The organism is Thiomonas sp. OC7 (genome assembly GCF_900634595.1).
GTDB lineage: Bacteria > Pseudomonadota > Gammaproteobacteria > Burkholderiales > Burkholderiaceae_C > Thiomonas > Thiomonas arsenitoxydans.
On record NZ_LR131953.1, the window covers coordinates 507105 to 532922 of the forward strand.

Below are 25818 nucleotides of genomic sequence, written 5' to 3' on the forward strand. Positions count from 1 at the left end.
GGATCGGTCTGGATAAAACGCAAAGCCCGCGCCCTGCACGGGCGCGGCGGTGATCGGGCGATTAGAGCCGGGGGCATTCGCTCGTGTCAATGCGGCGTGTCATCGGTCGTGTTGCCTGCGCAAGACCGCGTATTCTAGCCATGAGTTAAATGCATTCGGCCACCGCCCGGCCCAGATCGGCCGTGGTCGCGGTTCCGCCGAGATCGGGGGTGCGCGGTGCGCCGCTCTCAGGCGCGAGCACGGTTTCTATGGCCCGCAATATGGCGTCGTGCGCATCGCGGTGGCCCAGGAAGTCAAGCATCAGCGCTGCGCTCCAGATTTGGGCGATGGGATTGGCAATGCCTTTTCCTGCGATGTCTGGGGCGGAACCATGCACCGGCTCGAACAAGGAGGGGAAGCGCCGCTCCGGGTTGAGATTGGCCGAAGGCGCAATGCCGATGGTGCCGCAGCACGCGGGGCCGAGATCGGAGAGGATGTCGCCGAACAGATTGCTCGCCACCACCACATCAAACGTGTGAGGGCGTTGCACGAAATGCGCGGTAAGAATGTCGATGTGAAACTGATCGCGCATCACATCGGGATAGTCGGCTGACATCGCCTGCACCCGCTCGTCCCAGTAGGGCATGGTGATGGAAATGCCGTTGGATTTGGTGGCCGAGGTGAGGTGTTTGCGCGGTCGGCTGCGTGCCAGCTCGAAGGCGTAGCGCAGCACGCGGTCCACGCCGATGCGGCTCATCACCGTTTCCTGGATGACCACTTCGCGCTCGGTGCCGGCGAACATGTGCCCGCCGATGCTGGAGTATTCGCCCTCGGTGTTTTCGCGCACGATCAGCATGTCGATCTCGCCCGGCGCGTACGCGCTGCCGTCTCGCTTGATCAGCGGCGCATGCACTCCGGGCATCAACTTTGCCGGACGCAGATTGACATACTGATCGAACTCACGCCGGAATTGCAGCAACGATCCCCACAGTGAGACGTGATCGGGCACGGTCTGCGGCCAGCCGACGGCGCCAAACAAAATCGCGTCATGGTCGCCGATCTGCTCCTTCCAGTTCGCGGGCAGCATCGCGCCATGTCGCTGGTAATAGTCGCATGAGGCGAAGTCGAAATGATCGAGTTGCAGGGCGATGCCAAAACGGCGGGCCGCCGCGTCGAGCACCCGCAGGCCTTCGGGCACAACCTCTTGCCCGATGCCGTCACCAGCCAGAACGGCGATGCGCAGAGGCGAGGCCGATGGGCTTGCATTCATGGGATCTCCTGAAAATTTGTTCAACGCTGGATCAACACCGTCGCCGGCCTACGGGTCACGGCGATGACGCCGGCGGCCACCAGCGCCATGCCCACCCAGGTCGTCGGGCCGAGCGTTTCGTGGAACAAGGCCCAGCCCATCAAGGCGGTGACGGGCGGCACCCAGTAGATCAGACTGGTCACCTGCACCGCCGCGCCGCGCTGAATGAGCAGATAGAGCAAGGCCCCTGCCCCGACCGTCAGCGCCAGCACCGACCAAGCCAGGGCCCCGATGAGCTGCCCGTTCCACACCACGGGCTCCGTCTCCAGCAGCGCAAACGGCGCAGTGATGATCATGGCCGCCAGAAGTTGAATGCTCAATGCACCCCAGACCGAGGTCGGACGAACAAAGCGCTTTTGCCACAGCGTTCCGGCGGTGATGCTGAACAGTGCGAGCAGTGACAGCAGCAGGTTGTGGGCGCTCAGTTGTCCACCGTCGAACTTATGCAGGACCACCAGCGCCAAGCCGCCAAAGCCCAGCAGCAGGCCCAGCCATTGGCGAGCATGAATGCGCTGGCCTCCGGCCGAGACCAGCACCGCCGTGAGCAAGGGCTGCAGGCCCACGATCAACGCCACCGTTCCGGCCGGAATGCCCTGCTTGACCGCCGCCCACACCCCGCCCAGATAGCCCGCCTGCAACAAGGCGCCCACCACGGCGAGATGCAGCCATTGTTTGCCGCCGCGCGGCCATGACGTGCGCAGCCATGCGGCCAGCGGCAACAGCACCAAAAGCGAAAAGGCATAGCGCAGGCTGAGAAATTTCAGCGGCGGGGCGTAGGGCATGCCATAGCGGGCGACGATGAAGCCGGTGCTCCAGATCAGCACAAACACCCAGGGCATGACACGACGCAGCACGGCAGGCGTGCCAACCTGTGCAGCGCTCACGTCAATTTCATCCCCGCCAGAGCAATGCGGAAGTAATACTGCATGGACCAAAGCGTGAGCACTGCCGCCGCCCAGATCAGCCACTGGCCGATCAGCACCGTATTCACCATGCCGAACAGGGTTCCGCCGAACAGCAAAAAGGGGATGGCCACCATTTGCACAGCCGTCTTGACCTTGCCGACATAGCTCACCGCCACCCGACGCGACTGACCAATCTGCGCCATCCATTCGCGCAGCGCGGAGATGGCGATTTCACGGCCGATGATGATGAGCGTCACCAGGGCATCGACGCGCCCGAGCTGCAGCAGGATGAGCAGGGCCGCAGAGACCATCAGCTTGTCGGCCACCGGGTCGAGAAAGGCGCCGAATGCGGAGGTCTGGTTCCATTTACGCGCCAGATAGCCGTCGAGCCAGTCGGTGATGGCGCTGAGAATGAACAAAATGGTCGCGGCGAGGTTGCGCTCGGGCAGGGTCATCCAGTCGGTTGGCAGGAAATACACCCCGACGACCAGCGGAATGGCCGCCACGCGCGCCCAGGTGAGCAGCGTCGGCAGATTGAGCGCACGCAAAGACATGGGAGTGGAGAATGCGAAGTTCGGAAAATGGCTGCGTCGATGAGCGGCATGATAGGGTGAATGCCCTGGCTCATCCTTGCCGCGACAGGAAACTGACTTCATGAACTCCAACTGGTTCGCCGCCCATGTCGATCTTCTGCTCTACATCTACGGCGGTATTGCCATCGCGCTAGTCATCTGGACGCTGTGGCGGGTTCGGCGCCGCAAACGCACCGCCAAGCCCCCTTCAGACTGAATGAATGGGCGACACCGGCACCTCCACCCAGGCGATCAGCCCCCCGCCGTCACGCTGCTGCAGTCCAACCGCCCAGCCGTGCTGCTGCGCCAATTGCCTGGCGATCGCCAGACCCAAGCCGGAGCCGTGCCCCGGCGTGCGGGCAGAATCGAGCCGGGTGAAGGGCGCAAATACCGCGTCGAGCTGATCGGCGGGAATGCCAGGGCCGCGGTCAAGCACGGCAATACGCACCCGGCCGGGTGAGCTGCCCGGTCCCGCCTGCAAGGTGATGGGGCCTGCGGCGTAGTGCACCGCGTTGGTCAAAAAATTGTCCGCAACGCGCTGCAAGGCGGCGGCATCCACCCACGCGTGCAGATCGTCCGGGCATTGCACGCCGAGGGTTGCACCGCGTGATGTCGCCCATTCATCGTGCATCTGCAATCGTTCTTGCAACCAGGGCTTCAAGACGAGGTCTTCTGCGGCGTGCGCTCGCAGGCCGCGAGCGAGGGCAAGCACCTCGCCGATCAGCCGGTCCATCGCCAGAACATCGCGCTCGATCTGGTCGAGCCGTTCGGGAGTGGGCGCCATGCGTTGCAGTTCCAGCGCCAGACGGATGCGCGCCAGGGGCGAGCGCAGATCGTGCGATACGCCGACAAGCAGCGTCGTGCGCGCCTGCAGCAAGGCGTCGATACGTTCGGCCATTTGGTTGAAATGCGCCGCAAGGTTGGCGATTTCACGCGGCCCCGACTGCGACAAACGCTGCGGGGTATCGCCGCGCGCCAGCCCGGCTGCGGCCTGCTCCATGGACACCAGCGGCCGCGAAATGCGCCGCGCCCACCACAAGGCCAGCAGAAACGACAGCGGCAAGGTCAGGGCGAGACCGATCAACAGGGCTCGGATGGGTTGCGTCTGGATGCGGCTGGTATCGAACCCCACGCCGATGTCGCGCCCGCCTGCGGGAATGCTGGTCCAGAGCCAGATGTGTCCCTGCGCGTCGGTCTGCCGACGGAAATACACCGCATGCCCGGTGCGTTGCTGCAGCGACTGTTCAACAAAGCCGATGTAAAGCCCGTGCGTCATGCCGTTGTCGGCAGGCGGCTGCATATCGGGCAACAGGCTGAGACGATAGCGGTTGTGCAGCTCTTGCTGAAACGCCGGGCGGGTTTGCGGAGGCAGTTCTGCCCAGGTTTGCGCGGACAGCACCATGAGACCCGCGAGATCGTCTGCCGAGCGCTGCGCCATGGGCTTGAGCACGAACAGCAGCGCGACCCCGGCAAATGCCAGCTCCAGGAGCAACACCAGTACCAGCATCGCCCGCAACGTCTGCTGCCGCAGCGTGCGCTTGTGCGGTCCGGTTTCGCTCAGGCCTGCAGTGGGCTGCATGAAGCGAGGTCAGGCGCCTACGCCTGACGGATTGAACAGGTAACCCTGCCCCCGGATGGTGCGAACGTAAACGGGATGGGCCGGATCATCTTCGATCTTGCGACGCAGGCGAGCAACGCGCACGTCGATGCTGCGATCGAAGGCATCGCGCTCATAGCCTTTGAGCCAGTCGATGAGTTGATCGCGGCTGAGCACGCGGTTGGGATGCGCGGCCATGGCCTGCAACAAGGTGAACTCGGCCACGCTCAATCCCACATCCTGCCCGTCACGCAGCAAGCGAAACGCTGCGGCATCAAGCAAGAAGGGGCCGAACCGCACCGCCTGTTCTGCCGGTTTGGACGCGGGCGGCAAATCCCCCGCAGAGGTCGGCTGCGCCCGGCGCAACAAGGCGCGCAGACGGGCCAGCAGCTCGCGGGGGCTGAAAGGTTTGGGCAGATAGTCATCGGCACCGACCTCCAGCCCGATCACCCGGTCAATCTCTTCGCCGCGTGCCGAAAGCATAAGAATGGGCAGATCACCGCTGCGCCGCAGTTCACGCGCCAGCGCCAGCCCGTCCTCGCCGGGCAGCATCAAGTCGAGGATGACGGCGTGCGGCATTTGCTGCGCCAGACAGGCGCGCATGGCGTCGCCATGAGCAGCCAGATCGACCGCAAAGCCATTACCGGTGAGGTAATCACGCAGCATGGCGCGCAATTCCGGGTCGTCATCGACCACCAGAATGCGCTGACTGGGAGCAGGTGAATTCATGGCCCGAAGTCTAGGACTTCCAAGGGGCTGGCGGCGTTTGCCGACATGGAGTGAAACAAAGTGATACGCAGGGGAATACAACGCCTCGTGCAAGACATCCAGGCGCAACCTCGCCATCGAAACATGTCCCCCATCGATCACAACCACTGCCTTGTCCGTACCGCCATGCACGCTTTCGCTCAATCTTGCCTCCGCCTGACCGTCGGTCTCGGTCTGAGCCTCGCAGGTTTGGCGACGGCTCAGGCGCAGCAGAAGCCTCTGAGCGCGGGAGCCTTGTTCGATGCCACACGACAAGTCGCCGCTGATCAGGCGCGGCAGGCCGAAGCCGGTGCGGCGGCCCAGGCGGGCAAATCGCTGCACAGCCCGGTTGCCGGAGCGGCTACGGGTTTGTCGGCCCTGCAAGCACCGCATGGGAAGGAGGCCCCTTTCGGCACGGGCTATGAGCGCCGCATGGAGCGTGCGGCAGCCATGGCCGGGCTGGCCGTCGGCTCTCCCGCAAGACCTGCGGCGGCTGGCGCTGCTGCGGGTGGCGGCGCCGGAGCCGGTGGCGGGGCTCATGCGGGCGGACAAGGCAGTGGGCGTGGTCGACGCTGATTCACGTTTTTCAACTTCAAGGAGTTCATCATGAAACAACGCACTTCTCTTCGTCTTCTGGCCGCAGCCGTGGCCATGGGGGCTGCAGGTTCCGTTTTTGCCGCCGGTATGGGGGGTGGCGGTATGAGCGGTGGCATGGGTGCCGGAGCCGCAGCGGGCGCCGGAACCGGCCAGATGCAGCAACACCAGTACCAGCATCGCAACATGAATCAGAACAGTGGCACGGCACAGGGCGCTGGTCAGGGCCAGAAGCTGCAGCAGCGTGACCAGCAGCGCATCCAGGATCCGTCCTTGCAACCGACCCCTGCCGCCCCTGTCACCACGACGAACTAACCCTCGGAGAACCCAAACATGCAACGCCGAACTTTTCTCAACGCCACCCTCGGCGCTGCGGTGCTGGCTCTCACCGGCTGCGGCGGTGGCGATTCCACCGTCGCCGCAACACCAGCAAGCACCGACGCGACCTCCGCTACCGCCACCGCCGCGCTCAGCACGCAGCTCGACGCCCTCCCCCCCTCCGATCTTTCGGCCACCGAAGCCAGCGCACTGGTGTTCATGCGCGAAGAAGAAAAACTCGCGCGGGACGTCTATCAACTGCTCTACACGCAGTGGGGACAGAAGGTGTTCAGCAATATTGCGGCCAGCGAGCAGCAGCACATGGACGCCGTGGCGCTACTGCTGACGCGCTACAACCTGCCCGATCCTGCAGCCGCAACCGCACCCGGCGTGTTCCAAGATCCGCACGTGCAGGAGTTGTTCAACGCCCTGATGGCGCAAGGCCAGACTTCACTGATCGCCGCGCTCACCGTAGGGGCGACGATCGAAGACCTGGATATTCAGGACCTGCAGACGCGCATCGCCGCCACCGACAACGCCGACATCGCCCTGGTGTTCAACGAATTGATGAAGGGCTCGCGCAACCACATGCGCGCCTTCATCTCGCAACTGACCAAGCAAGGCGTGACCTACACGCCGCAGTACATCACACAGGCCGAGTTTGACGCCATCATCAACAGCCCGACCGAAACCGGCGCGATTTGATTCCTTCCATCACAGACTTCGAACCGATGAAAACCCCCACCTACTTTTCCAAAGCCATTCTCGCCCTGGGCGGCGCGCTGATGGTCACCGCGGCTTTTGCTGGCAATGGCCGCAGCGGCGGCGACAGCACCCGCACCCTCGACAACACTGAAGCCGCCAGCATCGTGTTCATGCGTGAAGAAGAAAAACTCGCCCGCGATGTCTATCAACTGCTCTACACCCAGTGGGGACGGCCCATTTTCAACAACATCGCGGCCAGCGAGCAGCAGCACATGGACGCCGTGGGCACTCTGATCACCCGCTATAAATTGCCCGACCCCGCCTCGCATACCGGCACGGGGGTGTTCGTCGATCCCGAGCTGCAGACCCTATTCAACGCCCTGATGAGCCATGGGCAGACCTCGCTGAATGCAGCGCTGCAGGTTGGCGCCGCCATCGAGGATCTGGACATCAAAGACCTCAACGAGCGTATCGCGCAGACCGACAACCCAGACGTCAAGCTGGTTTACATGAATCTACTGAAGGGATCGCGCAATCATCTGCGCTCCTTCGTCTCGCAGTTGACCGCGGCAGGCGTCAGCTACACACCGCAGTACATCACACAGGCCGAGTTTGACGCCATCATCAACAGCCCCAAGGAGACCGGCCGGGTCTGACTCGAGTCGCCCTCCCCGACAAAGCACACCGGGTGTCATCAGCATCGACCTGGGTGTGCTTTTCTGCGATGTGCGATGTTAGTATTCACTTACTTACTTTAATTCTGCGCTCAAATTGAATACTCGTCCCCCGCATCTGCCTGCCGAAGAACGCCGCGAGGCCACGGTCGAATCCGTCATCGAACTGGCCGCGCAACGTAATCCGAGCGACATCACGACCAGCGCCATCGCCCAGCACATGGGGCTGACGCAGGGCGCGCTGTTCCGTCACTTCCCCACCAAAGACGCCATCTGGGAAGCGGTGATGCAATGGGTCGCCACGCGGCTGATGGCCCGGGTCGATCGCGCCATCGCCAGCCACGACAGCGCGCTCGATGCGCTGGAGGCAGTATTTCTCACGCATGCCGCCTTCGTGGCCGAGCACCCGGGCGTGCCGCGCATGTTGTTCGGTGAACTCCAGCGCGCCGAAGACACGGCGGCAAAACGCGCGGCCCGCACGCTGCTGGCCGCCTATGGCAAGCGCGTGCGCCAACTCATCGTCAAAGGACAACAGCGCGGCGAACTGAGCCAGGACATCGAGCCCGACGCGGCCGCCGCCATGTTCGTTGGTGCCATACAAGGCTTGGTGATGCAGACCCTGCTGTCTGGCGAACCACAACACATCCGCAGCGCGGCGCCCGGTGCGTTCGCGCTGTATCGCCGCTGTATCGGGAGCACAAAATGAATTTTTCCGCCCTCAATCGCCGCACCCTGCTGTTGCTGACGGTGCTGATTCCTCTCGTCTTGCTGCTGGGCTATGTGGCGCTGCGCACCGGCCCGCTGGCAGCGGTGCCCGTTACCGTGACCACGGTTGAGAGCCATACGATCAACCCGGCGCTGTTCGGCATCGGCACGGTGCAGGCGCGCTACACCACCCTGGTCGGTCCGACCGTGGCCGGACGGGTCAAAAGTCTTGACGTCCATGTCGGCGACCGGGTGCGTGCCGGCCAGGTGCTCGGCGAAATGGACCCGGTGGATCTGGACGAGCGCATCCGCTCGCAACGCGCGGCCTTGCTAAGCACCCAGGCGCAGTTGCGCCAGGCGCAGACCCAGCGCGATTTCGCCCGGACGCAGGCGACACGCTATGCCCAGTTGCTTGCCGCGCACGGCACCACCGAAGAACTGCTCGCCACCCGCCAGCAGGAACTGCAGTCGGCCGAAGCCGCGCTGCAGGCGGCGCAGGATGCGGTCGAGCGCGCCCGCGCCGACCTCGCCGCGCTGCAGGCCCAGCGCAGCAACCTCAAGCTGGTTGCGCCCACTGCCGGCTTGGTCACCGCGCGCGACGCCGACCCCGGATCGACGGTCGTCGCCGGCGCCCCGGTGGTCGAACTGATCGCGCCCGATAGCCTGTGGATCGACACCCGCTTCGACCAGCTCACGGCCACCGGCCTGGCCGCCGGTCTGCCGGCGCGCATCGTGCTGCGTTCGCGCTCGAACCAGACTCTGGCCGGGCGGGTGCTGCGGGTCGATCCCGTGGCCGACGCGGTGACCGAGGAGACCCTGGCCAAGATTGTGTTCACCCCCTTGCCGCAGCCGCTGCCGCCGATCGGCGAGCTGGCCGATATCACTGTCGCCCTGCCCGCATTACCGGCGCGTCCGACCGTGCCCAACGCCAGTCTGCAGCGCGTGGACGACCAGCTCGGCGTGTGGCGCGTCGAAGGCGACAAGCTGCAATTCGCCCGCGTCAAGGTGCTGGGCCGCGATCTCGATGGCCGCGTTCAGATCGAGGGCCTGAAGACCGGCGAGCGCGTGGTGGTCTACAGCCAGCGCACACTCAGCGCGCGCAGCCACATCAGCATCGTCGACCACATTCCCGGAGTGTCGCCATGATCAGCCTGGCCGGACGCGACATTCTGCATGCCTGGGGCAAGTTCGTGTTCACCGGCATCGGCCTGGGGCTGCTGATCGGCGTCACCCTGGTCATGGCCGGGGTGTACCGCGGCATGATCGACGATGCCATGGTGCTGCTCGACAACAGCGGCGCCGATCTGTGGGTGGTGCAGAAAGACACGCAGGGGCCTTACGCCGAATCGTCCAGTCTGTATGACGACACCTGGCGCGGCATCGCCGCCATGCCCGGCGTGGCCAGCGCCAACAACATCACCTACCTCACCATGCAGGTGCGCGCTGCGAATCACGGCCAGCCGCGCGATGTGCGCGCCATGGTGGTGGGCATCGCCCCCGACGGCCCCGGCAGCGCGGGCTGGCCGCCGTATCTGGTGGCCGGACGGCAGATCACCCGCAGCCATTACGAGGCGGTGGCCGACATCGCCAGCGGCTTCAAACTGGGCGACACCCTGCAGATCCGCCGCAACCGCTACACCGTGGTCGGGCTGACGCGGCGCATGGTCTCTTCCAACGGCGATCCGATGGTGTTCATACCGCTCAAGGACGCGCAGCAGGCGCAGTTCCTGAAGGACAACGAGGCCATCCTGCAGCAGCGCCGCCGTACCGCCGAGAACCCGGCGTTCAACCGCCCCGGTGTGCCCGGGCTGCTTGACGCCATCATCGCCTCGCAAAGCACCAATAACTATGTCAATGCCGTGCTGGTGCGCATCAAGCCCGGCTACACCGCCGACGAAGTGGCCGCGCCCATCCGGCGCTGGAAACGCCTGACCGTGTTCACCCGCGCGCAGATGCAAGACATTCTGGTCAACAAGCTCATCGCCACGGCGGCCAAGCAGATCGGCATGTTCATGGTCATCCTGGCCATCGTCAGCGCCGCCATCGTCGCCTTCATCATCTACACCCTGACCATGGACAAGATCCGCGAGATCGCGGTGCTCAAGCTCATCGGCACGCGCAACCGCACCATCGCCGCGATGATCATGCAGCAGGCGCTGGCGCTGGGCCTGATCGGCTTTGCCGTGGGCAAGATCACCGCCACCTTCGCCGCGCCGCTGTTTCCCAAGTTCGTGCTGCTCATGCCGGGCGACTCCATCGCCGGGTTCTTCGCGGTAATGGTGATTTGCGCCCTGGCCAGCGTGGTGGCCATCCGCATGGCGCTCAAGGTCGACCCAGCCGAAGCGATCGGAGGTTGACCATGACAGGCAGAGGCATCCGCATCGAAGGCCTGAAAAAGCGCTACGGCAGCGGCGACACCGCGGTGGACGCGCTCAAGGGTGTAACCATGCAGGTGGCGCCGGGCGAGGTGGTCGGGCTGGTCGGCCCCTCGGGCTCGGGCAAGAGCACCCTGCTGAAGTGTCTGGGCGCGGTGATCGAGCCGACCGCCGGACGCATGACTCTGGGCAACGAGGTGATCTACGACGATGGCTGGAAGATTCGCGACCTGCGCGCCCTGCGCCGCGACAAGATCGGCTTCGTGTTCCAAGCGCCGTATCTCATTCCCTTCCTCGACGTCACCGACAACGTCGCGCTGCTGCCCATGCTCGCTGGCGAACCCAACGGCGAAGCGCGCCAGCGTGCGCTGGAACTGCTCACCGCGCTCGACGTGCAGCACCGCGCCAAGGCCATGCCCTCGCAGCTCTCCGGCGGCGAGCAGCAGCGCGTGGCCATCGCCCGCGGCCTGGTCAACCGTCCGCCGGTGATCCTCGCCGATGAGCCCACTGCGCCGCTCGACAGCGTGCGCGCGCTGGCGGTGATCCGCATCCTGGGCGACATGGCCAAGCGCTACCAGACCGCCATCATCGTCGTCACCCACGATGAAAAGATCATCCCCACCTTCAAGCGCATCTATCACATCCGCGACGGCGTGACCCACGAGGAAGCCGGCGAAGGACGGGGCTTCGACTGAACCGCACTGGAAGGAGTCCTCATGTTGAAAAGCCTGCCCGCAGATGTGCGCCCCTACCGCCGCACGCCCGAGTTCACCGAATCCAAGATACCCAAGGGCCTGCTCAAGGAACACACCACCAAACCTGGCGTCTGGGGCGTGATCCACGTCACCCAGGGCTTGCTGGAATACCGCATTCTCGCAACCGTGCCCGAACGACATCTGCTCACGCCCGACAAACCCGGCATCGTCGAGCCGACCGTACCGCATGAAGTGGCCCCCATCGGCCCGGTGCGCTTTTATGTCGAGTTTCATGCCGTCTCGCCCGAGGCGGGCGATCCCCACCCGTAAACCTGGAGAAATTGTCATGACAATCAACATTGGAAGTGTCGATCGCATCATCCGTGTGGCCATCGGCCTGGTGCTGTTGAGCTTGCCGCTGTGGCTGGACTCGCCCTGGCGCTGGCTGGGCCTGATCGGCATCATGCCCCTGTTCGCCGGGCTGGCAGGCCGCTGTCCGGGCTATCGTCTGCTGGGGCTGAGCACCTGTCCGATGCGCAAGCAGAAGTGATGCCGCGATGAACCTCGCTTTTCTCGGCGCCGCACGCGAAGTCACCGGCTCTTGCTTTCTGATCGAGACCGCGGACACCCGATTCCTGGTGGATTGCGGCATGGTGCAGGGCGGACGCGACGCGCTTGCGCGCAACCACAATCCGTTTGACTTCGACCCGAAATCAATCGACTTCGTGCTGCTGACGCATGCGCACATCGACCACAGCGGCCTGCTGCCCAAGCTCACCCGCGCGGGCTTCGAGGGGCCGATCTACATGACCTCCGCAACCGCCGATCTGCTCCAGGTGATGCTGCCCGACAGCGCGCACATCCAGGAAAGCGACGTCGAGCGGGCTCGACGTTACGCTAGGTCGGCACAAGACAAGATCGCGCTGCTGCCCCCTCTGTACACGATGGAAGATGCCCAGGACTGCCTGCGCCAGGTGCGGCCCGTCGCCTATGACCAAGAACTGACGCCGCATGCCGGGGTGCGCTGCCGCTTCCGCGACGCGGGGCACATCCTCGGATCGGCCATCATCGAGGTCTGGGTCAGCGAAACCACGCAGACGACCAAGATCGTGTTCAGCGGCGACCTTGGCCAGCCGGGACGCCCGATTCTGCGCGATCCGACACCCATCGATGACGCGGACATCCTGATCATCGAATCCACCTATGGCGACCGCGCGCACAAGGACATGGCAGCAAGCGAGAGCGAACTGATCGAGATCGTCGAGCGCACCCTGCAACGAGGCAATGTGATCGTGCCGGCGTTCGCGGTCGGCCGTACCCAGGAAATCCTGTACCACCTTTACCGCCTCAGCCGCGAAGGCCGCCTGCACGATCTGAGGGTTTTCGTCGATTCGCCCATGGCCGCCGAAGCCACTCGCATTACCCGGCAATACATGGAACTGTTTGACGATGAAGCGCAAGACCTCGCAGGCTGGCACGCCCGTAGCAAGGCCCCGCTCGATCTCCATTTCACCGCAAGCGTGGACGAATCCATGGCCTTGAACCAGATCCGCTCAGGCGCCATCATCATTTCCGCCAGCGGCATGTGCAATGCCGGGCGCATCAAGCATCACCTGCGTCACAATCTACCCCGGCGCGAATGCAGCGTGGTGATCACCGGATTCCAGGCCCAGGGCACCCTCGGCCGGCGCCTGGTCGATGGCGCAAAACAGGTGCGCATCTTCGGCGAAGACATTCCGGTGCGCGCGGCGATCCACACTGTCGGCGGTCTGTCGGCACATGCCGACCAGCCCGCATTGCTGGGTTGGTCGGCCCACTTTCACAAGCCGCCCGCCCGAACCTTCGTGGTGCATGGCGAAGAGGCCGCAGCGCTGGCATTCGCCGAGCGGCTCCGCGACCAACGGGGTTGGGAAGTGACGGTGCCTAAGCCCGACATGCGCGTGCAATGGGATGGCCGGACCGGAGACGGCTGACATGACAGTCCCTGACCAAACCGACGCTGACCCACGCGAGGCGCTGCGTGAAGCAATCATGCGCGGGCCGACGTACCGGCTGGCGCACGAGGATGTCGCATTTCTTGCCGAGGATGACCTACGCCCGCTGCGTCTGCAACTGGAATTGCTCAAGCCCGAACGTGAACTGCGCAGGCAGCGCATTACCTCCACCATCGTCGTTTTCGGCAGCGCGCGCGTAGTTTCGCGCGACCAAGCGCAAGCGGAGCTGGCGGATCTGGAGCAGCACGCGGCGCCCCGTCCGCCCCATTCGCAGCAGGCGTCAGAACTGGCCTCGGCGCGACGCCAATTGGCGCACGCGCGCTACTACGAAGAAGCGCGACGTTTTGCGCATTTGGTGTCAACCCGCTTCCAGCAGGAAGGGCGCCGTGACTTCGTCGTCGTCACTGGCGGGGGGCCGGGCATCATGGAAGCGGCAAACCGGGGGGCGTTCGAGGCGGGCGCGCACTCGATTGGTCTGAACATCACTCTGCCGCACGAACAGCAACCCAACCCCTACATCAGCCCAGAGCTTGCCTTCCGCTTCCGCTATTTCGCCCTGCGCAAGATGCACTTTCTGCTGCGTGCGCGGGCGCTGGTCGCCTTCCCAGGCGGCTACGGCACGCTCGACGAATTGTTCGAGGTGCTCACCCTGGTGCAGACCGGCAAGATGGCGCGTATCCCCATCGTGCTGGTCGGCGGCGAGTTCTGGAGCCGCGCGGTCGACTTCGACTATCTCGTGGAGGAGGGCTTCATCAGTGCAGAGGACCGGGGATTGTTCACGCGCGTGGATTCTGCGGAAGACATCATCACCGTCCTGGAAACCTTCTATCACGGCATGCCGCCGGGCCCCGAGGAGGCGCAGGGATGAGCAGGTACACGCCCCGTTCGCCCTGTGCGCGCGCACTCGCCCGACATCGTCTGGGACGAACTCTACTGGTGCTGGCGGCAAGTGTTCTCCTCCCCGCGCCGACCCTGGCGCAAACCGTCAATGAAGGCGCTGCTGATGCCGGAGAATGCACGGCTGAACAGAGATTCAGACTTCGTGGAGGCACGGCCAGGCTGGAAAATGATCTGTTTGTCGGCACCGACCAGAACTACACGAATGGCGTGGCATTCACTCTGGTTTCGCACGACATCCCCGGCCGACTACGGCCCGAGTGCCTGCCGGCGCCCATCCGGCTGCAGGCGCAGCTCATCCGCTTCATGAACCCCGCATTCTGGGCCGATGCGGATGGTTCTGCACAGACACACAACGTGGTGGTCAGATTCGGCCAGTCCATGTTCACGCCGGAGGACCTCACCCGGACGGACTTGATCGCCAATGACCGGCCCTATGCCGGATTGCTCTACCTGGGCCTGGCGTGGAACCAGCGAAAACACGAACCCGAGTCGAATCGCGAAATCCTCGATACGCGCGAGATCACACTCGGTGTGATCGGCCCGTGGTCGCTGGCGGAACAATCGCAGAACCTGGACCATGACGCGATCGGCTCGCCCAGGTTCCAGGGCTGGGACAACCAGTTGAAAAACGAGCCGGCGCTTCAGCTCGCCATGGATCGCAAGTACAAGACCTATCGTGGCGCGGGCGCCATCATTCCCGGTCTTTCCGCTGATGTCATTCGTTCCATGGGTTTGCGCCTGGGCAATATCGAAACCTCGGCCACATTGGGCGTCGAAGGCCGCATCGGCTGGAACTTGCCGAACGATTTCGGCAGCTATCCCATCCGCTCCGGCGCCGAGAACCGCCCGCCATCGGCCTCCTCCCTTCATGGCGAGCCCAACAGCGTCATGGCAGTCGCCAGTCGGCCGCGTCCCGGCGTGCATTTCTTCGGCATGGTGGAGACCAAGGCCGTTGCCTATGACTTTTCCCTTGACGGCAATCTCCTTCGCTCCAGCCACAGCGTGACGCGCCGTCCCTGGGTGGCCCAGGCAGCGGTCGGCATCAGCAGCCAATGGCTGCTCGCCGGGCACGGCATCCGGCTGGCGCTGATGCGCGTCTGGCGCACGCGCGAGTTCGCGGAACAAGCCGGTCGCCATGCCTTCGGCTCGGTCGCGCTGAGCATGGAGTTTTGAATGATCCTGACGATGTCCGCCTTGGATTTGGCTCAATGAAACAAAAAAGGACTACGCAATGAACAATCCCAAACGCTTCCGCGCCATCACTTTGGCCGCGGCCGTGCTCGCCTTCGGCGCCACTTTTCATGCGCAAGCCGCCGAGCCCGCGAAACCTATGGCTTTACAGAACGTGATGGAAAAACTCGAACGCGACATGCAAGCCGTCACGGGAGCGATTTCCCGAGAAGACTGGGCCCTGGTGGCACGCCTCGCGCCCATCATCGCCCATCACCCCGAGCCACCGGTGGCGGAAAGACTGCGCATCATGGCCTGGCTCGGCAAGGATGCCGGAAAGTTCCGAGGCCTCGACGAACAGGTTCATGAAGCGGCCGCAGCCATGGGCGAGGCCGCAACGCGGGGCGACGGCCCAGCGGTCATCACCCAATTTGCCTCGGTCCAGCAAAGCTGTCTGGCTTGTCATCAGACCTTTCGCAAATCGTTCCAGGAGCACTTTTATGGCCAACGCTAAAACAACGCATGATGCCTTCGTCCATGCCGTGGGATCAGGTCATGCGCCGACGCGGAAACTCTCTATCCTTGCCCTGGCCTTAGGGCTCGTCGGTTGCGCCGCTGGGCCGGATTTCAAAACGCCGCCCGCTCCACAGGCCATGTCGTACACCACCGGTAAGCCGCCCGCCCGCACGGCTTCGACGCCCGGCGAGCTGGGTGGCGCGCAGCAGTTCATCGCGGGTCAAACCGTGGCCGCAACGTGGTGGAAGGCATTTGCTTCACCCAAGCTCGACGCCCTGGTCGTGCAGTCTCTGCAGCACAGCCCGACCATCGCCGCGGCGCAGTCCACGCTACGACAGGCGCGCGAAACCTATGCCGCGCAAAGCGGCTCCACCCTTTATCCGCAGGTCAGCGCCACGCTCGGGGCGCAGACCTTGCAAAACAACAGCGCGGCCATGGGCCTACCCGGCGGGGATCGGCGCTACGACTTGTACAACGCGGGGGTTGGCGTGAGCTACGCCTTTGATCTTTCCGGCAGCAACCGTCGCGCGCTCGAAGCACTGGCGGCACAGACCGAATGGCGGCGTTACCAGCTCGATTCTGCGCAACTCAGTCTGGCTGGAGCCGTGGTCGCCACGGCCGTGAAGCAGGCACTGCTGGCCGCTCAGATCGACGCACTGCAGAAAATGCTGGCAGCGCAGCAGGAGCAGCTTGAAATCACCCGCGCGCGCGAACGTCTCGGCGTGGCCACGGCCTCGGACATCGCCACGCTGCAAACCCAGATGGAACAAACCCGCGCCAGCATCGCCCCGCTGCGCAACAGCGCTGACCAGGCGGTCCATTTGCTGGCCGTGCTCAGCGGGCAAGAACCCGGCACGGCGAAGAATCCGCGTTTCACCTTGGACGACTTCACCCTACCCGCCGATTTACCGCTGAGTTTGCCGTCTGAGCTGGTGCGTCAGCGGCCCGACATCCTCGCGGCCGAAGCCTTGCTGCACGCCGCCAGCGCGCAGATCGGCGTGACGGTGTCCAAACAATACCCGCAGCTCACTCTGAGTGCGAACCTGGGCAGCCAGGCGCTGACCGCGGCCAGTCTGTTCGGCAGTGGTTCATTGATCTGGGGAGTGGCCGGGCAGTTGGCCCAGCCTTTGTTCAAACCCGGGCTGAAGGCCGAGGCACGCGCTGCAGAAGCCGGCTTTGATGCTGCAGCCGCCAACTACCGCGAAACCGTGCTGCAAGGCTTGCGGCAGGTGGCTGATGTGCTGCGCTCGCTGGAACACGACGCCCAGGCCTTGCAGGCACAGAGCGCAGCCGTTGCCTCGGCGCAAACTTCGCTGCAACTGGTGGAGCAGCAATACGCGCTGGGCACAGCCAGCGCGCTGCAACTACTCACCGCGCAGCAGCAGCGACAACAGACCCGCATCGGTCTGATCGCCGCGCAGGCTGCGCGCCTGAACGACACCGCCCTGCTCTATCAGGCGCTGGGCGGCGGGCTGCAGCTACAGACGCAGGCGCTGGTGCAAACGCAGACCCATGCGCCTGCGCCTGCCGCATCGTCTGCTGGGCTTACTTCTTCCCCAGTTTGATGTCGGCGAAGTACATCGCCACTTCGTCGATATCGTTGTTGCTCAAGGGCTTGGCCATCGGCCCCATGACATCATTGGGACGCTTGCCGTCGCGGAACTCCCTGAGGGTCTGAACCAGATAGTCTTTGTTCTGGCCCGCCAGGTTGGGATAGGTCGGCAGGATGGCATGACCATCAACGCCGTGGCAGGCAAAGCACACGCCGAATTTGGCGCTGATCGCGGCCGACGGTGCGGCCTGGGCCATGCCGACGGTGAACAAGACGCCCGCGACGGTCAGGGAGAGAGATTTCAAAAGAGTCATGATGGAGAGTTCCAAACTTCAAAGGATGTTGCGCACATAGGCCCACACGCCAATGGCGAAGAATGAGGCCATCCAGGTCCAGTTGATCCAGACCGCCACATCGCCCAGACGGGATACGGTGCGATCTGCGGTGTAAAGCCCTTTGACCTTGCCGGCTTTCCACAGCATGGTGGTGTAGAACGCCACGAGAGAGCCGCCCACCCCGACAAAAGTGGCGAAGAACCAGACCACCGCGCCCCACTCGTAGTGCGGTTTCGAGGCGAGGTCGTAGTGGAATGGAGCCAGATACGCCACGCGCAGCGCCTCGCGGTCCACCGAGACAACCAGGGCCATCAAGGCGTAAAACGCCATGGCTGAATACGCCTGCAGCGCGGATCCCCCCACGGGCACTTGCCGCGCGTAAAGCACCACGCCGACGATCAGCAGCAGGGTGAGCCAGAACAGCGGCTGGGTGAACACCTGCATATAGGCAGGCAGCCCCCAGGCCCAGAGCAGGCCGGTGATGAGTTGCAGCGCCACACCCCAGTAAGCGGTCTTCACGCCAATACGGTGCGCCAAGTCCAGATAGTCACTGGGAAAGTCGTCTCGGGCGCGGAAATAGCGTGCGTAGCCCAGCAGAAACACCCCGGTCATGGTCAGCGACATGACGATGAAGAACGCGAAGCGCGGCAACTCGAAGGCGTGAATGCCCATGCCGTTCATCACCGGCACGCCTTGCGGGGCGTACCACTGCATCCACTTCTGCGGAAACAGACCCTGATACGACAGCACATGCATGATGAAGCCGTCGAAAATCAGCAGGGAGAGCGCGCCGGTGGCCCACCACACGGTGGTGTCCGGGGCTTGGGCGGCATGCGACACGTCGTGGTTCTTGAAATAGAACACGAACCACATGGTGTAGCCAATCCCCAGGGTGAAGATGAAAAAGATCACCCAGAATGCCGACAGCACATTGCTGGTGTACCAGGACGGGTCATAAATCGTCTGGGTGAACAGCAGCGGCGCCACACCCAGCACGATGGCCATCGACACGGCGATCTTGGCCACCCCGGTCATCGCCACCGACAGCCGCGCCCAGGCGGGCTGCTGGCGGCGCATGAAAGCGATGATGGCCAGCAGTCCCGAGCCGAGAGACAGATTGACGAAGGCGATGTGAAACGACCAGGTCAGCACATTGAGGTACTGGAAAATCCACGCAGGCGCTGGCAGACCAGCCGGGTCCTGCAAGGCGTGCAGCATGGCGGAAACGGAAGCGTTATCCATGATGTCAGTCCTTTGCTTGGGTAGGTTGCTGATCAGCGGCTTGCGCCACCGCGGTGCGCAGCGGCGCCGCAACGGGCGCACGAGCGATCAGACGACCCTCGGCGTCCACCGTGCCGGCATTGACGGCAGCCAGGAAGGTGGCGAGGGCCTTTTGCTCGTCGCCGGGCAGATCGATCTTGGGCATGTAAGGCACGGTGCCATGAGCGAGCGGCCCGGCAAGGAAGCCCTGGATCATCGCCACGTCCGTCGTGCCGTGCAGCAGTTTGGGCAACGGGCGCAGCGGTCCGTCCTTGTTGATCGAATGGCAGTTGGCGCAGGACATCACCGCCAGCAATCGCCCGGCCTCCATCTGGTTCTGCGGTGTGATCACCCGCAGATCAGCCGGCACGAAGGCCGCCGCCTTGAGCAGACCCTCTTTGGCGATGATGGGCACTTCGTCCTTGATGCCTAGGCCCGGCACATCGCGCCCGATGGTCTGGTTGGAGTACATGTACTGCCCCACCACCCAGGGTTTGCGCAGGGTTTCGCGGGTGCGTTCTTCCGGCCAGATTCCCGCGACCAGCAGGATGACCACCATGGCTGCAGCCAAGGGCACGCGCACCGCTTGCGGCTTGAGATAGATCCAGAGCAGATAGGCGCCAATGAGCAGCGAAGTGACCATCAGCGGCACGAAGGTGGTGACGCGGAAGTCGATGTAGCCGAACCAATGCGGCATCCGGTCCTTGAGGATGACCAGCGCATTGGGCGGCAGCGTGGCGACGTACCACATGAATGACAGCGCCCCGCCGATCAGACCGGTGAGACCGAGTCTGGCTACGGTCTGCCCCACGTCTCGCCGCAGCGGATCCCCTTTGGGGATGGCGGCGACGATGATGCTACCCACCACTGCGGCCGAGGTGAGCATCAGGAAGCCCCGATCGGCAAGCTGCGCGGCAAAGTTCAGGTTGTAGAACGCATCGAACACCGAGCCGGTGAGATACCAGCGGTCGCTGCCCGGCCACATCATGAACGACAGGATGCCGATGATCAGCACCAGCGTGGCCACAGAACTCACCACGAATGTCCAGGTGATTTTCAGGTGCGTTTTCGGATCGATCTTGCCGATGGTGTAGACCAGCGCGTAAACCCCGATCACCTCCACGGTGAAAAACACCCACTCGGTGGCCCAGGCCCAGACGAAATTGTGGATCAGCGCGGAAATGCCGCGCGGGCTGGCAACCGTGGTGGAATACCAGATGCCCGGACCGGTGACCGAGCCCCAGATGTACGAGAACACCAGCAGAAACATGCCGTACTTCTTGATGTACTGCATGATTTCCGGCTTGTTCTCGCGCACCGACCGGCTCTCCAGCAGGGCAAACAACACAGCGGCGCCAACCGAGGTGTTGGACGCCAGCACATGAATCGTGCCGATGATGCCCATCACCCAGGCCGTGCCAATTTGGGGCACGTACCACGTCGGGTAAATGCCAAGCAACTCAGACATACAAACTCCTTCAAGCAATGTGTCGACGGTGGATCACGGTCTTGACGCCGCTGGCCGTCAGGTCTCTATCCGTACATCAGTATTCGCTGATATAGATCAGGGAACAAGATGACAAAACGCCGCTGGGAAAACCCTGAATGCCCGGCCGAAATGACCCCGTTTGGCGCCGCCGCTAATCCACACGCGACGGTTCACCACACTGGAGTTCAGGCTTCAGCAACGCACCCTCCTGATGCAGGCAGGGCGAAGCCTAGACGGGTTGCGTGCCGTAGCGGCGGCGGCACAAAACGGGCACTTGATCTATATCAATTCGGAATTCGGGGTGGGGGGAATTTCAACCGCAACGGATATCCCCAAGGCGCTTTTGCCGCACCGATGAACAAACCTGCGGCCCTTTGCCGCACAACTCCGGTTTTTGTGTGAGATCAACAGACAATCTGATACATCTGATTACATTCATGTTTACGTGCTGCCTTTTGCAGCAACAGACCCATAGGAGATTGCCATGCTGACTTCCACCCAACAACGCTTCAAGCGCAGCGCCGCCGCGTTCTTTCTCTGTTCCTTACTCGGTTTCGTCGCCCCGATGCAGTCCGCCCGAGCCGAGCGCCCCGCCTATGATCTGGGCGAGCCGGTCATCGCGCTGGTTCCCATCATCAAACAGCACGAAAAAGCGCTCAAACTTGATGCCGCCCAGCAAGAACAGTTTGCCCAATGGCTCAAGACCGCACCCGCCAAACGCCTGGCCGCTGAAGACAAGCTGGCCAACACCCGCCTGCAACTGCGCGCTGCGCTGTTGGATGGCATGGGCGACACCCCCGAGCGTCAAGCCCTGATCGAAGAGATCGGCAAGCAGGAAGCCGCGCTGGTCGCCATGCGCGCGGGCTGCGTGGACAGGATGCGCACTCTGCTGAACCCCGAGCAGTTCAAGGAAGTCGTCGCGTTGTACAAGGCCTCGCTGCACAAAACGCACGCGACCAAGTCAGCAGCCCGATAAGTCACGATGCGCTCACTTTTTTAGTGCAGCGCCTTGTAAAGCAGGCGGGCGAGTTCGCGAGAGATGCCGTCCACCGTCATCAGGTCGTCTTCGCTGGCGGCCTCGACGCCGCGAATGCCGCCAAACCGCGCCAGCAGCTTGGCGCGGCGCTTGGGGCCGATGCCGGGAATATCTTCGAGCCGCGAACCGCCCGTGCGTACCTTGGCGCGCGCCGCTCGCATGCCGGTGATGGCAAAGCGGTGCGCCTCGTCGCGGATTTGCGCCACCAGCATGAGGGCGGCGCTATCGGCGGGCAGGGTGAGCTTGGCACGCCCGTCGGCAAACACCAGTTCCTCCAGACCGACCTTGCGGCCCTCGCCTTTTTCCACGCCAACGATCACGCTGAGATCCAGACCGAGCTCGGTGAACACCTCGCGCGCCATGGTCACCTGCCCGCGACCGCCATCGACCAGCACCAGATCGGGCAGGCGTGCATCGCTAGGCGTTTCGCCGTCGGCAGCAAGCGCCCCTTGGGCCTGCGCCTCGGCAACGCGCTTATAGCGCCGGGTGAGCACTTGACGCATCGCGGCGTAGTCGTCGCCCGGCGTGATGTCGTTGATGCGAAACCGCCGGTATTGCGACGGCTGCATGGCGTGTTCGGCGTACACCACGCAAGACGCCTGCGTGGCCTCGCCCGCGGTATGGCTGATGTCGAAGCATTCCGCGCGCAAGCCTTCGGCCTGTTCGGCGTCCAGGCCAAGCGCCTGCGCCAAGGCAAAGGTGCGCTCGCGCTGCGAGCCTTCTTCTGCGAGCAAGCGTGTCAGCGCGATCTGCGCGCCTTTTTGTGCCATCTCCAGCCAGTCGCGCCGCTGACCGCGCGGCTGCGTGACCTGCTGCATGCGATGCCCAGCGTGATCGCCCAGGGCATCGAGCAATTCCGGCTCAACGGGCAAGTCGCACACCAGAACCGGCGGCGGCGCCATCTGCAGGTAATGCTGCGCGACAAAAGCCTGCAGCACCCGCTGCGCGGCCTGGCCGGGAGCTCCCAGTTCGGGGGCGACGCCATCCGCCAGGTCGTCGCCCAACTCCAACGCCGCCTGAACCTGGCTGGGAAAGTAGGCCCGGTCGCCCAGATGCCGACCGCCGCGCACCATGGCGAGGTTGACGCAGGCCCGACCTCCCTTGAGCGCCACGGCCAGAATGTCCACATCTTCGGCGCTGCCCACTTCCATGCTTTGCTGCTGCAGTACGCCTGAAAGCGCGGCGATCTGGTCGCGCAGCACAGCGGCCTCCTCGAAACGCAGCGCGTCGGAGAGCGACTGCATCTGCAACTGCAGATCGCCCATCACCATCCCGTGATCGCCGCGCAAAAAGCGCACTGCATGCTGCACGTCGCGCGCATAGTCCGCTGCGCTGATCTTGCCCACGCAGGGCGCTGTGCAGCGGTGGATCTGGTGCAGCAGGCAGGGCCGACTGCGGTTGGAAAACACCGTGTCCTCGCAAGTGCGCAACTGAAACACCTTTTGCAGCACCGCGATGCTTTCCTTCACCGACCAGGCGTTTGGATAGGGGCCGAAATACTGCTGCTTGCGGTCGGTCGCACCGCGGTAATACGCCACGCGCGGGTACTCGTGCGCCGTGGTGATCTGCAAATACGGGTAAGACTTGTCGTCGCGGAACAGTATGTTGTAGCGCGGATGCTGCGTCTTGATCAGGTTGTTTTCGAGCAGCAGCGCCTCGGCCTCGGTGCGGGTGACCGTGGTGTCGAGCCGATGGATGCGCGACACCATCAGCCCGATGCGCGTGCCGCCATGATCTTTCTGGAAGTAGCTCGACACGCGCTTGCGCAGATCGCGCGCCTTGCCCACGTAGAGCAAACTGCCATCGGCCGCGAAGTAGCGATAAACGCCGGGCAGATGCGGCAACGCCGCGACCTGCGCCAGCAGCGCCGCGCTGTGCTCCGGTTGGGGAGGATCGGATGCCATGAGTCTCAGTTCACAAGGTGCAAGGCCTGCTCGAACACCGCGCGAAACATCGGGGCGGTCAAGCGGCCGGTGTTCTGGTTGTAGCGGCTGCAGTGGTAGCTGTCGATCAGCATGTAGTCGCCCAAACGATGCTCTGCGGTATGGGCGAAGCGGGCCGATGACGCTTTGCGCCCCAGCGCCATGAGCACCGCGTCGTGCGCCACCTTGCCCAGAGCGACGATCACCCGCAGATTCGTCATGGCCGTGATCTCTGCGGCGATGAATCGATTGCAGGTGCGAATCTCCGCGGGCAAGGGCTTGTTTTCAGGCGGCAGACATCTCACCGCGTTGCTGATGCGACAGCCGTGCAGTTGCAGGCCGTCGTCGGCCCGCAGCGTCGAGGGGTGATCGCCGATCCGCACGGGTACGGGCCGCGAGGCCAGACCCAGTTCGGTGAGCGTGCCGAACAGCAGCGGCCCGGCGCCATCTCCCGTGAACGGGCGCCCCGAAGCATTGGCCCCCTTCAGGCCTGGCGCCAGGCCCGCGATGAGCAGCGGCGCATCCAGCGGGCCCATGGGCGGCACCGGCAGGCAGGCAAAATCGGGATGATCTTGTTTGACTTGGTGTAAAAAGGCCGCTAGTCGTGGGCACAGACGACAATGCGGATCATAAAAAAGTGAGCTCGAAAGCGGTGCGTCGTCACCTTGCATATTCATGAAAGTCCAACATCGGTGGGATTTGTTTTGCCATGTCGTCGATAACCTCGGCGATATCGGCGTGACTTGGCGACTTGCTCGGCAACTCGCCGCGGAGCACCAGCAACAGGTGCGATTATTCCTGGACGACTTCAAGGCGTTCGCCCATATTGCGCCGCAGGTTCAGCTCCGTGCTGCGGAGCAGACCCTGGCCGGGGTGCAGATTGTGCCTTGGGCCCGGCAGGCCCAGGCCACGCCGGGCGATGTGGTCGTCGAAATGTTCGGCTGTCACCTCAGCGACGCCTTCATTGCGCAGATCGGCAAGGCCTCGCCCCAGCCCGTCTGGCTGAACCTCGAACACCTCAGCGCAGAAAAGTGGGTCGACCTGCATCACCTCAAGCCTTCGCCGCAAAGCGGTGGGCTGATGAAGTATTTCTACTACCCCGGCTTTACCGACAAATCCGGCGGTCTGCTGCGCGAATCCAACCTGATCTCGCAGCGCGACAACTGGCAGATGCAGCCCTCGGCCAAACGCATCGCCCTGCGCGCCCTCGGCCTGCCGCCCCCGCCCGACCATGCGCTCACCGTGCTGCTGTTCAGCTATGCCCGCCAGCGGCTCGATGGCTGGCTGCACACCATGGCCGCTTCCGAGCGTCCGGTGGCGCTCTGGGTCTGTCCCGGCCCGGTGATGACGGCCATCAACACCTGGCTGGACATGACGCTGCAAACCGGCCAGATCACCTCGCGCGGCAGCCTGAGCATCTACGCCCTGCCCTACATCCCGCAGCAACGCTTCGACGAACTGCTCTGGGCGGCCGACGTCTGCATCGTGCGGGGAGAAGATTCCTTCGTCCGCGCGCAATGGGCAGCCAAACCCTTCGTCTGGCACATCTACCCACAGGAAGACAGCGCCCACGACCGCAAGCTGGATGCCTTCCTCGATCTCTACCTCAATGAAGCCGACAGCGAACTGCGCGACACCGTGGTGCATTTCTGGACCGCCTGGAACCGGGGCCTCGACCTGGCGCCCGCCTGGATGGAGTTTGTGAGCAGCCTGCCCGCCTTGCAGCGCCATGCGCTCAAGTGGTCGCGCAGCCTGCAAACCCAAGCCGATTTGGCCAGTCAACTGGTCGATGAAGTGCAGCAACTCGCCAGCAATCGGCCCTCCCTTGCACCCGCCCGGTAGAATGTAGGTTTATTTGAAACCCCACAGACTGTTCAATGAAGATCGCACAAGAAATCCGCGCCGGTAATGTCATCATGGTTGGCGACAACCCGATGGTGGTGCAAAAGACCGAATACAGCCGCGGTGGCCGCAATGCCGCCACGGTGAAAATGAAACTGAAGAATCTGCTCACCAGCGGCGGCACCGAAGTGGTTTATAAGGCCGACGACAAGATCGACTCGGTCACGCTGGAGCGCAAAGAGTGCACTTACTCTTACTTCGCCGACCCGATGTACGTCTTCATGGACGCCGACTACAACCAATACGAAGTCGAAAAAGACAATATGGGCGACAGCCTGAACTACCTCGAAGACGGCATGTCTGTCGAAGTGGTGTTCTACGACGGCAAGGCCATCTCGGTTGAAATGCCCACGACCGTGGTGCGCGAGATCATCTACACCGAACCCGCCATCAAGGGCGACACTTCCGGCAAGGTGCTCAAGCCCGCCAAACTCGCCACCGGCTATGAAGTGCCCGTCCCCATTTTTGTGGCCACCGGCGACAAGATCGAGATCGACACCCGCACCGGCGAATACCGCAGCCGCGTCTGACGCCAGATCGAGCCGATCGGCTCACATTGACAAAGCC

At 63.7% G+C, this 25818-nt stretch carries 29 protein-coding genes; 19 read left to right on the top strand and 10 right to left on the bottom strand.

The window, feature by feature from the left end; genetic code table 11:
* Positions 1–145: 145 nt before the first annotated feature.
* From BIO17B3_RS02425 to pgsA, 3 genes are read right to left on the bottom strand one after another with little or no spacing between them, the layout of a single operon-like run.
* A complete protein-coding gene (locus BIO17B3_RS02425; RefSeq protein ID WP_156052874.1) occupies positions 146–1249 on the bottom strand; it encodes a tartrate dehydrogenase in 1104 nt (367 codons plus the stop codon).
* Positions 1250–1269: 20 nt separating this feature from the next.
* Positions 1270–2172, bottom strand: coding sequence for a DMT family transporter (locus BIO17B3_RS02430; RefSeq protein ID WP_156052875.1), 903 nt, complete (start codon positions 2170–2172; stop codon positions 1270–1272).
* The gene (pgsA, locus tag BIO17B3_RS02435; protein WP_013122812.1) at positions 2169–2747 is read right to left on the bottom strand and encodes a CDP-diacylglycerol--glycerol-3-phosphate 3-phosphatidyltransferase; all 579 of its coding nucleotides are present in this window, start codon (positions 2745–2747) and stop codon (positions 2169–2171) included. The genes BIO17B3_RS02430 and pgsA overlap by 4 nt, the downstream gene beginning before the upstream one ends.
* 100 nt (positions 2748–2847) lie before the next feature.
* On the opposite strand from pgsA, the gene BIO17B3_RS19330 reads away from it, so the two are divergent.
* Positions 2848–2982, top strand: coding sequence for a hypothetical protein (locus tag BIO17B3_RS19330; RefSeq protein ID WP_013122811.1), 135 nt, complete (start codon positions 2848–2850; stop codon positions 2980–2982).
* Here BIO17B3_RS19330 and BIO17B3_RS02440 read toward each other — a convergent pair.
* Both BIO17B3_RS02440 and BIO17B3_RS02445 read right to left on the bottom strand, forming a co-directional pair.
* On the bottom strand, positions 2974–4344 hold the full coding sequence (locus BIO17B3_RS02440; RefSeq protein ID WP_156052876.1) for an ATP-binding protein: 1371 nt from the start codon (positions 4342–4344) through the stop codon (positions 2974–2976). The two genes, BIO17B3_RS19330 and BIO17B3_RS02440, sit on opposite strands and share 9 nt — an antisense overlap.
* A 9-nt stretch (positions 4345–4353) precedes the next feature.
* A complete protein-coding gene (locus BIO17B3_RS02445) occupies positions 4354–5091 on the bottom strand; it encodes a response regulator (protein ID WP_156052877.1) in 738 nt (245 codons plus the stop codon).
* Between the two features lie 123 nt (positions 5092–5214).
* Between BIO17B3_RS02445 and BIO17B3_RS02450 the strand changes: the two genes are divergently transcribed.
* The 15 genes from BIO17B3_RS02450 (at position 5215) to BIO17B3_RS02520 (ending at position 17320) form a co-directional block, all read left to right on the top strand.
* Complete coding sequence (locus tag BIO17B3_RS02450) at positions 5215–5685, top strand: hypothetical protein (RefSeq protein WP_156052878.1); 471 nt, start codon at positions 5215–5217, stop codon at positions 5683–5685.
* A gap of 30 nt (positions 5686–5715) precedes the next feature.
* A complete protein-coding gene (locus BIO17B3_RS02455; RefSeq protein WP_156052879.1) occupies positions 5716–6018 on the top strand; it encodes a hypothetical protein in 303 nt (100 codons plus the stop codon).
* A gap of 18 nt (positions 6019–6036) precedes the next feature.
* Positions 6037–6726 carry a DUF2202 domain-containing protein gene (locus tag BIO17B3_RS02460; RefSeq protein ID WP_156052880.1) on the top strand — a complete coding sequence of 230 codons (690 nt, stop codon included), beginning with the start codon at positions 6037–6039 and terminating at the stop codon, positions 6724–6726.
* A gap of 26 nt (positions 6727–6752) precedes the next feature.
* Positions 6753–7382, top strand: a complete 630-nt coding sequence (locus BIO17B3_RS02465; RefSeq protein WP_156052881.1) for a DUF2202 domain-containing protein — start codon at positions 6753–6755, stop codon at positions 7380–7382.
* Between the two features lie 115 nt (positions 7383–7497).
* Positions 7498–8106 carry a TetR/AcrR family transcriptional regulator gene (locus BIO17B3_RS02470; RefSeq protein WP_156052882.1) on the top strand — a complete coding sequence of 203 codons (609 nt, stop codon included), beginning with the start codon at positions 7498–7500 and terminating at the stop codon, positions 8104–8106.
* Positions 8103–9251: an efflux RND transporter periplasmic adaptor subunit gene (locus BIO17B3_RS02475; protein WP_156052883.1), complete on the top strand. Its 1149-nt coding sequence runs from the start codon at positions 8103–8105 to the stop codon at positions 9249–9251. Before BIO17B3_RS02470 ends, BIO17B3_RS02475 begins: the two co-directional genes overlap by 4 nt.
* On the top strand, positions 9248–10462 hold the full coding sequence (locus BIO17B3_RS02480) for an ABC transporter permease (RefSeq protein WP_156052884.1): 1215 nt from the start codon (positions 9248–9250) through the stop codon (positions 10460–10462). Before BIO17B3_RS02475 ends, BIO17B3_RS02480 begins: the two co-directional genes overlap by 4 nt.
* A gap of 2 nt (positions 10463–10464) precedes the next feature.
* Positions 10465–11175, top strand: a complete 711-nt coding sequence (locus tag BIO17B3_RS02485) for an ABC transporter ATP-binding protein (protein ID WP_156052885.1) — start codon at positions 10465–10467, stop codon at positions 11173–11175.
* A 21-nt stretch (positions 11176–11196) separates the two neighbouring features.
* On the top strand, positions 11197–11505 hold the full coding sequence (locus tag BIO17B3_RS02490; protein WP_156052886.1) for a DUF1971 domain-containing protein: 309 nt from the start codon (positions 11197–11199) through the stop codon (positions 11503–11505).
* A gap of 16 nt (positions 11506–11521) precedes the next feature.
* Entirely contained in the window at positions 11522–11725 is a 204-nt protein-coding gene (locus BIO17B3_RS02495; protein WP_156052887.1) for a DUF2892 domain-containing protein, read from the top strand.
* A 7-nt stretch (positions 11726–11732) separates the two neighbouring features.
* Entirely contained in the window at positions 11733–13148 is a 1416-nt protein-coding gene (locus tag BIO17B3_RS02500) for an MBL fold metallo-hydrolase RNA specificity domain-containing protein (RefSeq protein ID WP_156052888.1), read from the top strand.
* 1 nt (position 13149) lies between these two features.
* Entirely contained in the window at positions 13150–14037 is an 888-nt protein-coding gene (locus tag BIO17B3_RS02505; RefSeq protein WP_370512632.1) for a TIGR00730 family Rossman fold protein, read from the top strand.
* Positions 14034–15242, top strand: a complete 1209-nt coding sequence (locus BIO17B3_RS02510; RefSeq protein ID WP_156052889.1) for a lipid A deacylase LpxR family protein — start codon at positions 14034–14036, stop codon at positions 15240–15242. Before BIO17B3_RS02505 ends, BIO17B3_RS02510 begins: the two co-directional genes overlap by 4 nt.
* Before the next feature lie 58 nt (positions 15243–15300).
* Entirely contained in the window at positions 15301–15753 is a 453-nt protein-coding gene (locus BIO17B3_RS02515) for a cytochrome c (RefSeq protein ID WP_013122797.1), read from the top strand.
* Positions 15740–17320 carry an efflux transporter outer membrane subunit gene (locus tag BIO17B3_RS02520; protein WP_156052890.1) on the top strand — a complete coding sequence of 527 codons (1581 nt, stop codon included), beginning with the start codon at positions 15740–15742 and terminating at the stop codon, positions 17318–17320. The genes BIO17B3_RS02515 and BIO17B3_RS02520 overlap by 14 nt, the downstream gene beginning before the upstream one ends.
* Here BIO17B3_RS02520 and BIO17B3_RS02525 read toward each other — a convergent pair.
* The 3 genes from BIO17B3_RS02525 to BIO17B3_RS02535 are packed head-to-tail and all read right to left on the bottom strand — an operon-like array spanning position 17301 to position 20370.
* Positions 17301–17621, bottom strand: a complete 321-nt coding sequence (locus BIO17B3_RS02525; protein ID WP_156052891.1) for a cytochrome c — start codon at positions 17619–17621, stop codon at positions 17301–17303. The two genes, BIO17B3_RS02520 and BIO17B3_RS02525, sit on opposite strands and share 20 nt — an antisense overlap.
* Before the next feature lie 18 nt (positions 17622–17639).
* Positions 17640–18884, bottom strand: coding sequence for a hypothetical protein (locus BIO17B3_RS02530; RefSeq protein WP_156052892.1), 1245 nt, complete (start codon positions 18882–18884; stop codon positions 17640–17642).
* A gap of 4 nt (positions 18885–18888) precedes the next feature.
* Positions 18889–20370 (bottom strand): cytochrome ubiquinol oxidase subunit I, encoded by a 1482-nt coding sequence (locus BIO17B3_RS02535; RefSeq protein ID WP_156052893.1) that lies wholly within the window; start codon positions 20368–20370, stop codon positions 18889–18891.
* Between the two features lie 505 nt (positions 20371–20875).
* Here BIO17B3_RS02535 and BIO17B3_RS02540 point away from each other — a divergent pair.
* On the top strand, positions 20876–21367 hold the full coding sequence (locus BIO17B3_RS02540; protein WP_156052894.1) for a hypothetical protein: 492 nt from the start codon (positions 20876–20878) through the stop codon (positions 21365–21367).
* Between the two features lie 20 nt (positions 21368–21387).
* On the opposite strand, the gene uvrC is transcribed toward BIO17B3_RS02540, so the two are convergent.
* Both uvrC and BIO17B3_RS02550 read right to left on the bottom strand, forming a co-directional pair.
* Positions 21388–23331, bottom strand: a complete 1944-nt coding sequence (gene uvrC, locus BIO17B3_RS02545) for an excinuclease ABC subunit UvrC (RefSeq protein WP_156052895.1) — start codon at positions 23329–23331, stop codon at positions 21388–21390.
* A gap of 5 nt (positions 23332–23336) precedes the next feature.
* Positions 23337–23885, bottom strand: coding sequence for a uracil-DNA glycosylase (locus BIO17B3_RS02550; protein ID WP_232054164.1), 549 nt, complete (start codon positions 23883–23885; stop codon positions 23337–23339).
* A gap of 139 nt (positions 23886–24024) precedes the next feature.
* On the opposite strand from BIO17B3_RS02550, the gene earP reads away from it, so the two are divergent.
* Positions 24025–25191, top strand: a complete 1167-nt coding sequence (gene earP, locus BIO17B3_RS02555; RefSeq protein ID WP_156052896.1) for an elongation factor P maturation arginine rhamnosyltransferase EarP — start codon at positions 24025–24027, stop codon at positions 25189–25191.
* A gap of 35 nt (positions 25192–25226) precedes the next feature.
* Entirely contained in the window at positions 25227–25781 is a 555-nt protein-coding gene (efp, locus tag BIO17B3_RS02560) for an elongation factor P (RefSeq protein WP_013105420.1), read from the top strand.
* The last annotated feature ends 37 nt before the right edge of the window (positions 25782–25818 follow it).

Coding starts and splice junctions, on each gene's coding strand:
- BIO17B3_RS02425 (WP_156052874.1), bottom strand. CDS start 1,249: ATGAATGCAAGCCCATCGGCCTCGCCTCTGCGCATCGCCGTTCTGGCT.
- pgsA (WP_013122812.1), bottom strand. CDS start 2,747: ATGTCTTTGCGTGCGCTCAATCTGCCGACGCTGCTCACCTGGGCGCGC.
- BIO17B3_RS19330 (WP_013122811.1), top strand. CDS start 2,848: ATGAACTCCAACTGGTTCGCCGCCCATGTCGATCTTCTGCTCTACATC.
- BIO17B3_RS02440 (WP_156052876.1), bottom strand. CDS start 4,344: ATGCAGCCCACTGCAGGCCTGAGCGAAACCGGACCGCACAAGCGCACG.
- BIO17B3_RS02445 (WP_156052877.1), bottom strand. CDS start 5,091: ATGAATTCACCTGCTCCCAGTCAGCGCATTCTGGTGGTCGATGACGAC.
- BIO17B3_RS02450 (WP_156052878.1), top strand. CDS start 5,215: ATGTCCCCCATCGATCACAACCACTGCCTTGTCCGTACCGCCATGCAC.
- BIO17B3_RS02455 (WP_156052879.1), top strand. CDS start 5,716: ATGAAACAACGCACTTCTCTTCGTCTTCTGGCCGCAGCCGTGGCCATG.
- BIO17B3_RS02460 (WP_156052880.1), top strand. CDS start 6,037: ATGCAACGCCGAACTTTTCTCAACGCCACCCTCGGCGCTGCGGTGCTG.
- BIO17B3_RS02465 (WP_156052881.1), top strand. CDS start 6,753: ATGAAAACCCCCACCTACTTTTCCAAAGCCATTCTCGCCCTGGGCGGC.
- BIO17B3_RS02475 (WP_156052883.1), top strand. CDS start 8,103: ATGAATTTTTCCGCCCTCAATCGCCGCACCCTGCTGTTGCTGACGGTG.
- BIO17B3_RS02480 (WP_156052884.1), top strand. CDS start 9,248: ATGATCAGCCTGGCCGGACGCGACATTCTGCATGCCTGGGGCAAGTTC.
- BIO17B3_RS02485 (WP_156052885.1), top strand. CDS start 10,465: ATGACAGGCAGAGGCATCCGCATCGAAGGCCTGAAAAAGCGCTACGGC.
- BIO17B3_RS02490 (WP_156052886.1), top strand. CDS start 11,197: ATGTTGAAAAGCCTGCCCGCAGATGTGCGCCCCTACCGCCGCACGCCC.
- BIO17B3_RS02495 (WP_156052887.1), top strand. CDS start 11,522: ATGACAATCAACATTGGAAGTGTCGATCGCATCATCCGTGTGGCCATC.
- BIO17B3_RS02500 (WP_156052888.1), top strand. CDS start 11,733: ATGAACCTCGCTTTTCTCGGCGCCGCACGCGAAGTCACCGGCTCTTGC.
- BIO17B3_RS02505 (WP_370512632.1), top strand. CDS start 13,150: ATGACAGTCCCTGACCAAACCGACGCTGACCCACGCGAGGCGCTGCGT.
- BIO17B3_RS02510 (WP_156052889.1), top strand. CDS start 14,034: ATGAGCAGGTACACGCCCCGTTCGCCCTGTGCGCGCGCACTCGCCCGA.
- BIO17B3_RS02515 (WP_013122797.1), top strand. CDS start 15,301: ATGAACAATCCCAAACGCTTCCGCGCCATCACTTTGGCCGCGGCCGTG.
- BIO17B3_RS02520 (WP_156052890.1), top strand. CDS start 15,740: ATGGCCAACGCTAAAACAACGCATGATGCCTTCGTCCATGCCGTGGGA.
- BIO17B3_RS02525 (WP_156052891.1), bottom strand. CDS start 17,621: ATGACTCTTTTGAAATCTCTCTCCCTGACCGTCGCGGGCGTCTTGTTC.
- BIO17B3_RS02530 (WP_156052892.1), bottom strand. CDS start 18,884: ATGGATAACGCTTCCGTTTCCGCCATGCTGCACGCCTTGCAGGACCCG.
- BIO17B3_RS02535 (WP_156052893.1), bottom strand. CDS start 20,370: ATGTCTGAGTTGCTTGGCATTTACCCGACGTGGTACGTGCCCCAAATT.
- BIO17B3_RS02540 (WP_156052894.1), top strand. CDS start 20,876: ATGCTGACTTCCACCCAACAACGCTTCAAGCGCAGCGCCGCCGCGTTC.
- uvrC (WP_156052895.1), bottom strand. CDS start 23,331: ATGGCATCCGATCCTCCCCAACCGGAGCACAGCGCGGCGCTGCTGGCG.
- BIO17B3_RS02550 (WP_232054164.1), bottom strand. CDS start 23,885: ATGGGCCCGCTGGATGCGCCGCTGCTCATCGCGGGCCTGGCGCCAGGC.
- earP (WP_156052896.1), top strand. CDS start 24,025: ATGAAAGTCCAACATCGGTGGGATTTGTTTTGCCATGTCGTCGATAAC.
- efp (WP_013105420.1), top strand. CDS start 25,227: ATGAAGATCGCACAAGAAATCCGCGCCGGTAATGTCATCATGGTTGGC.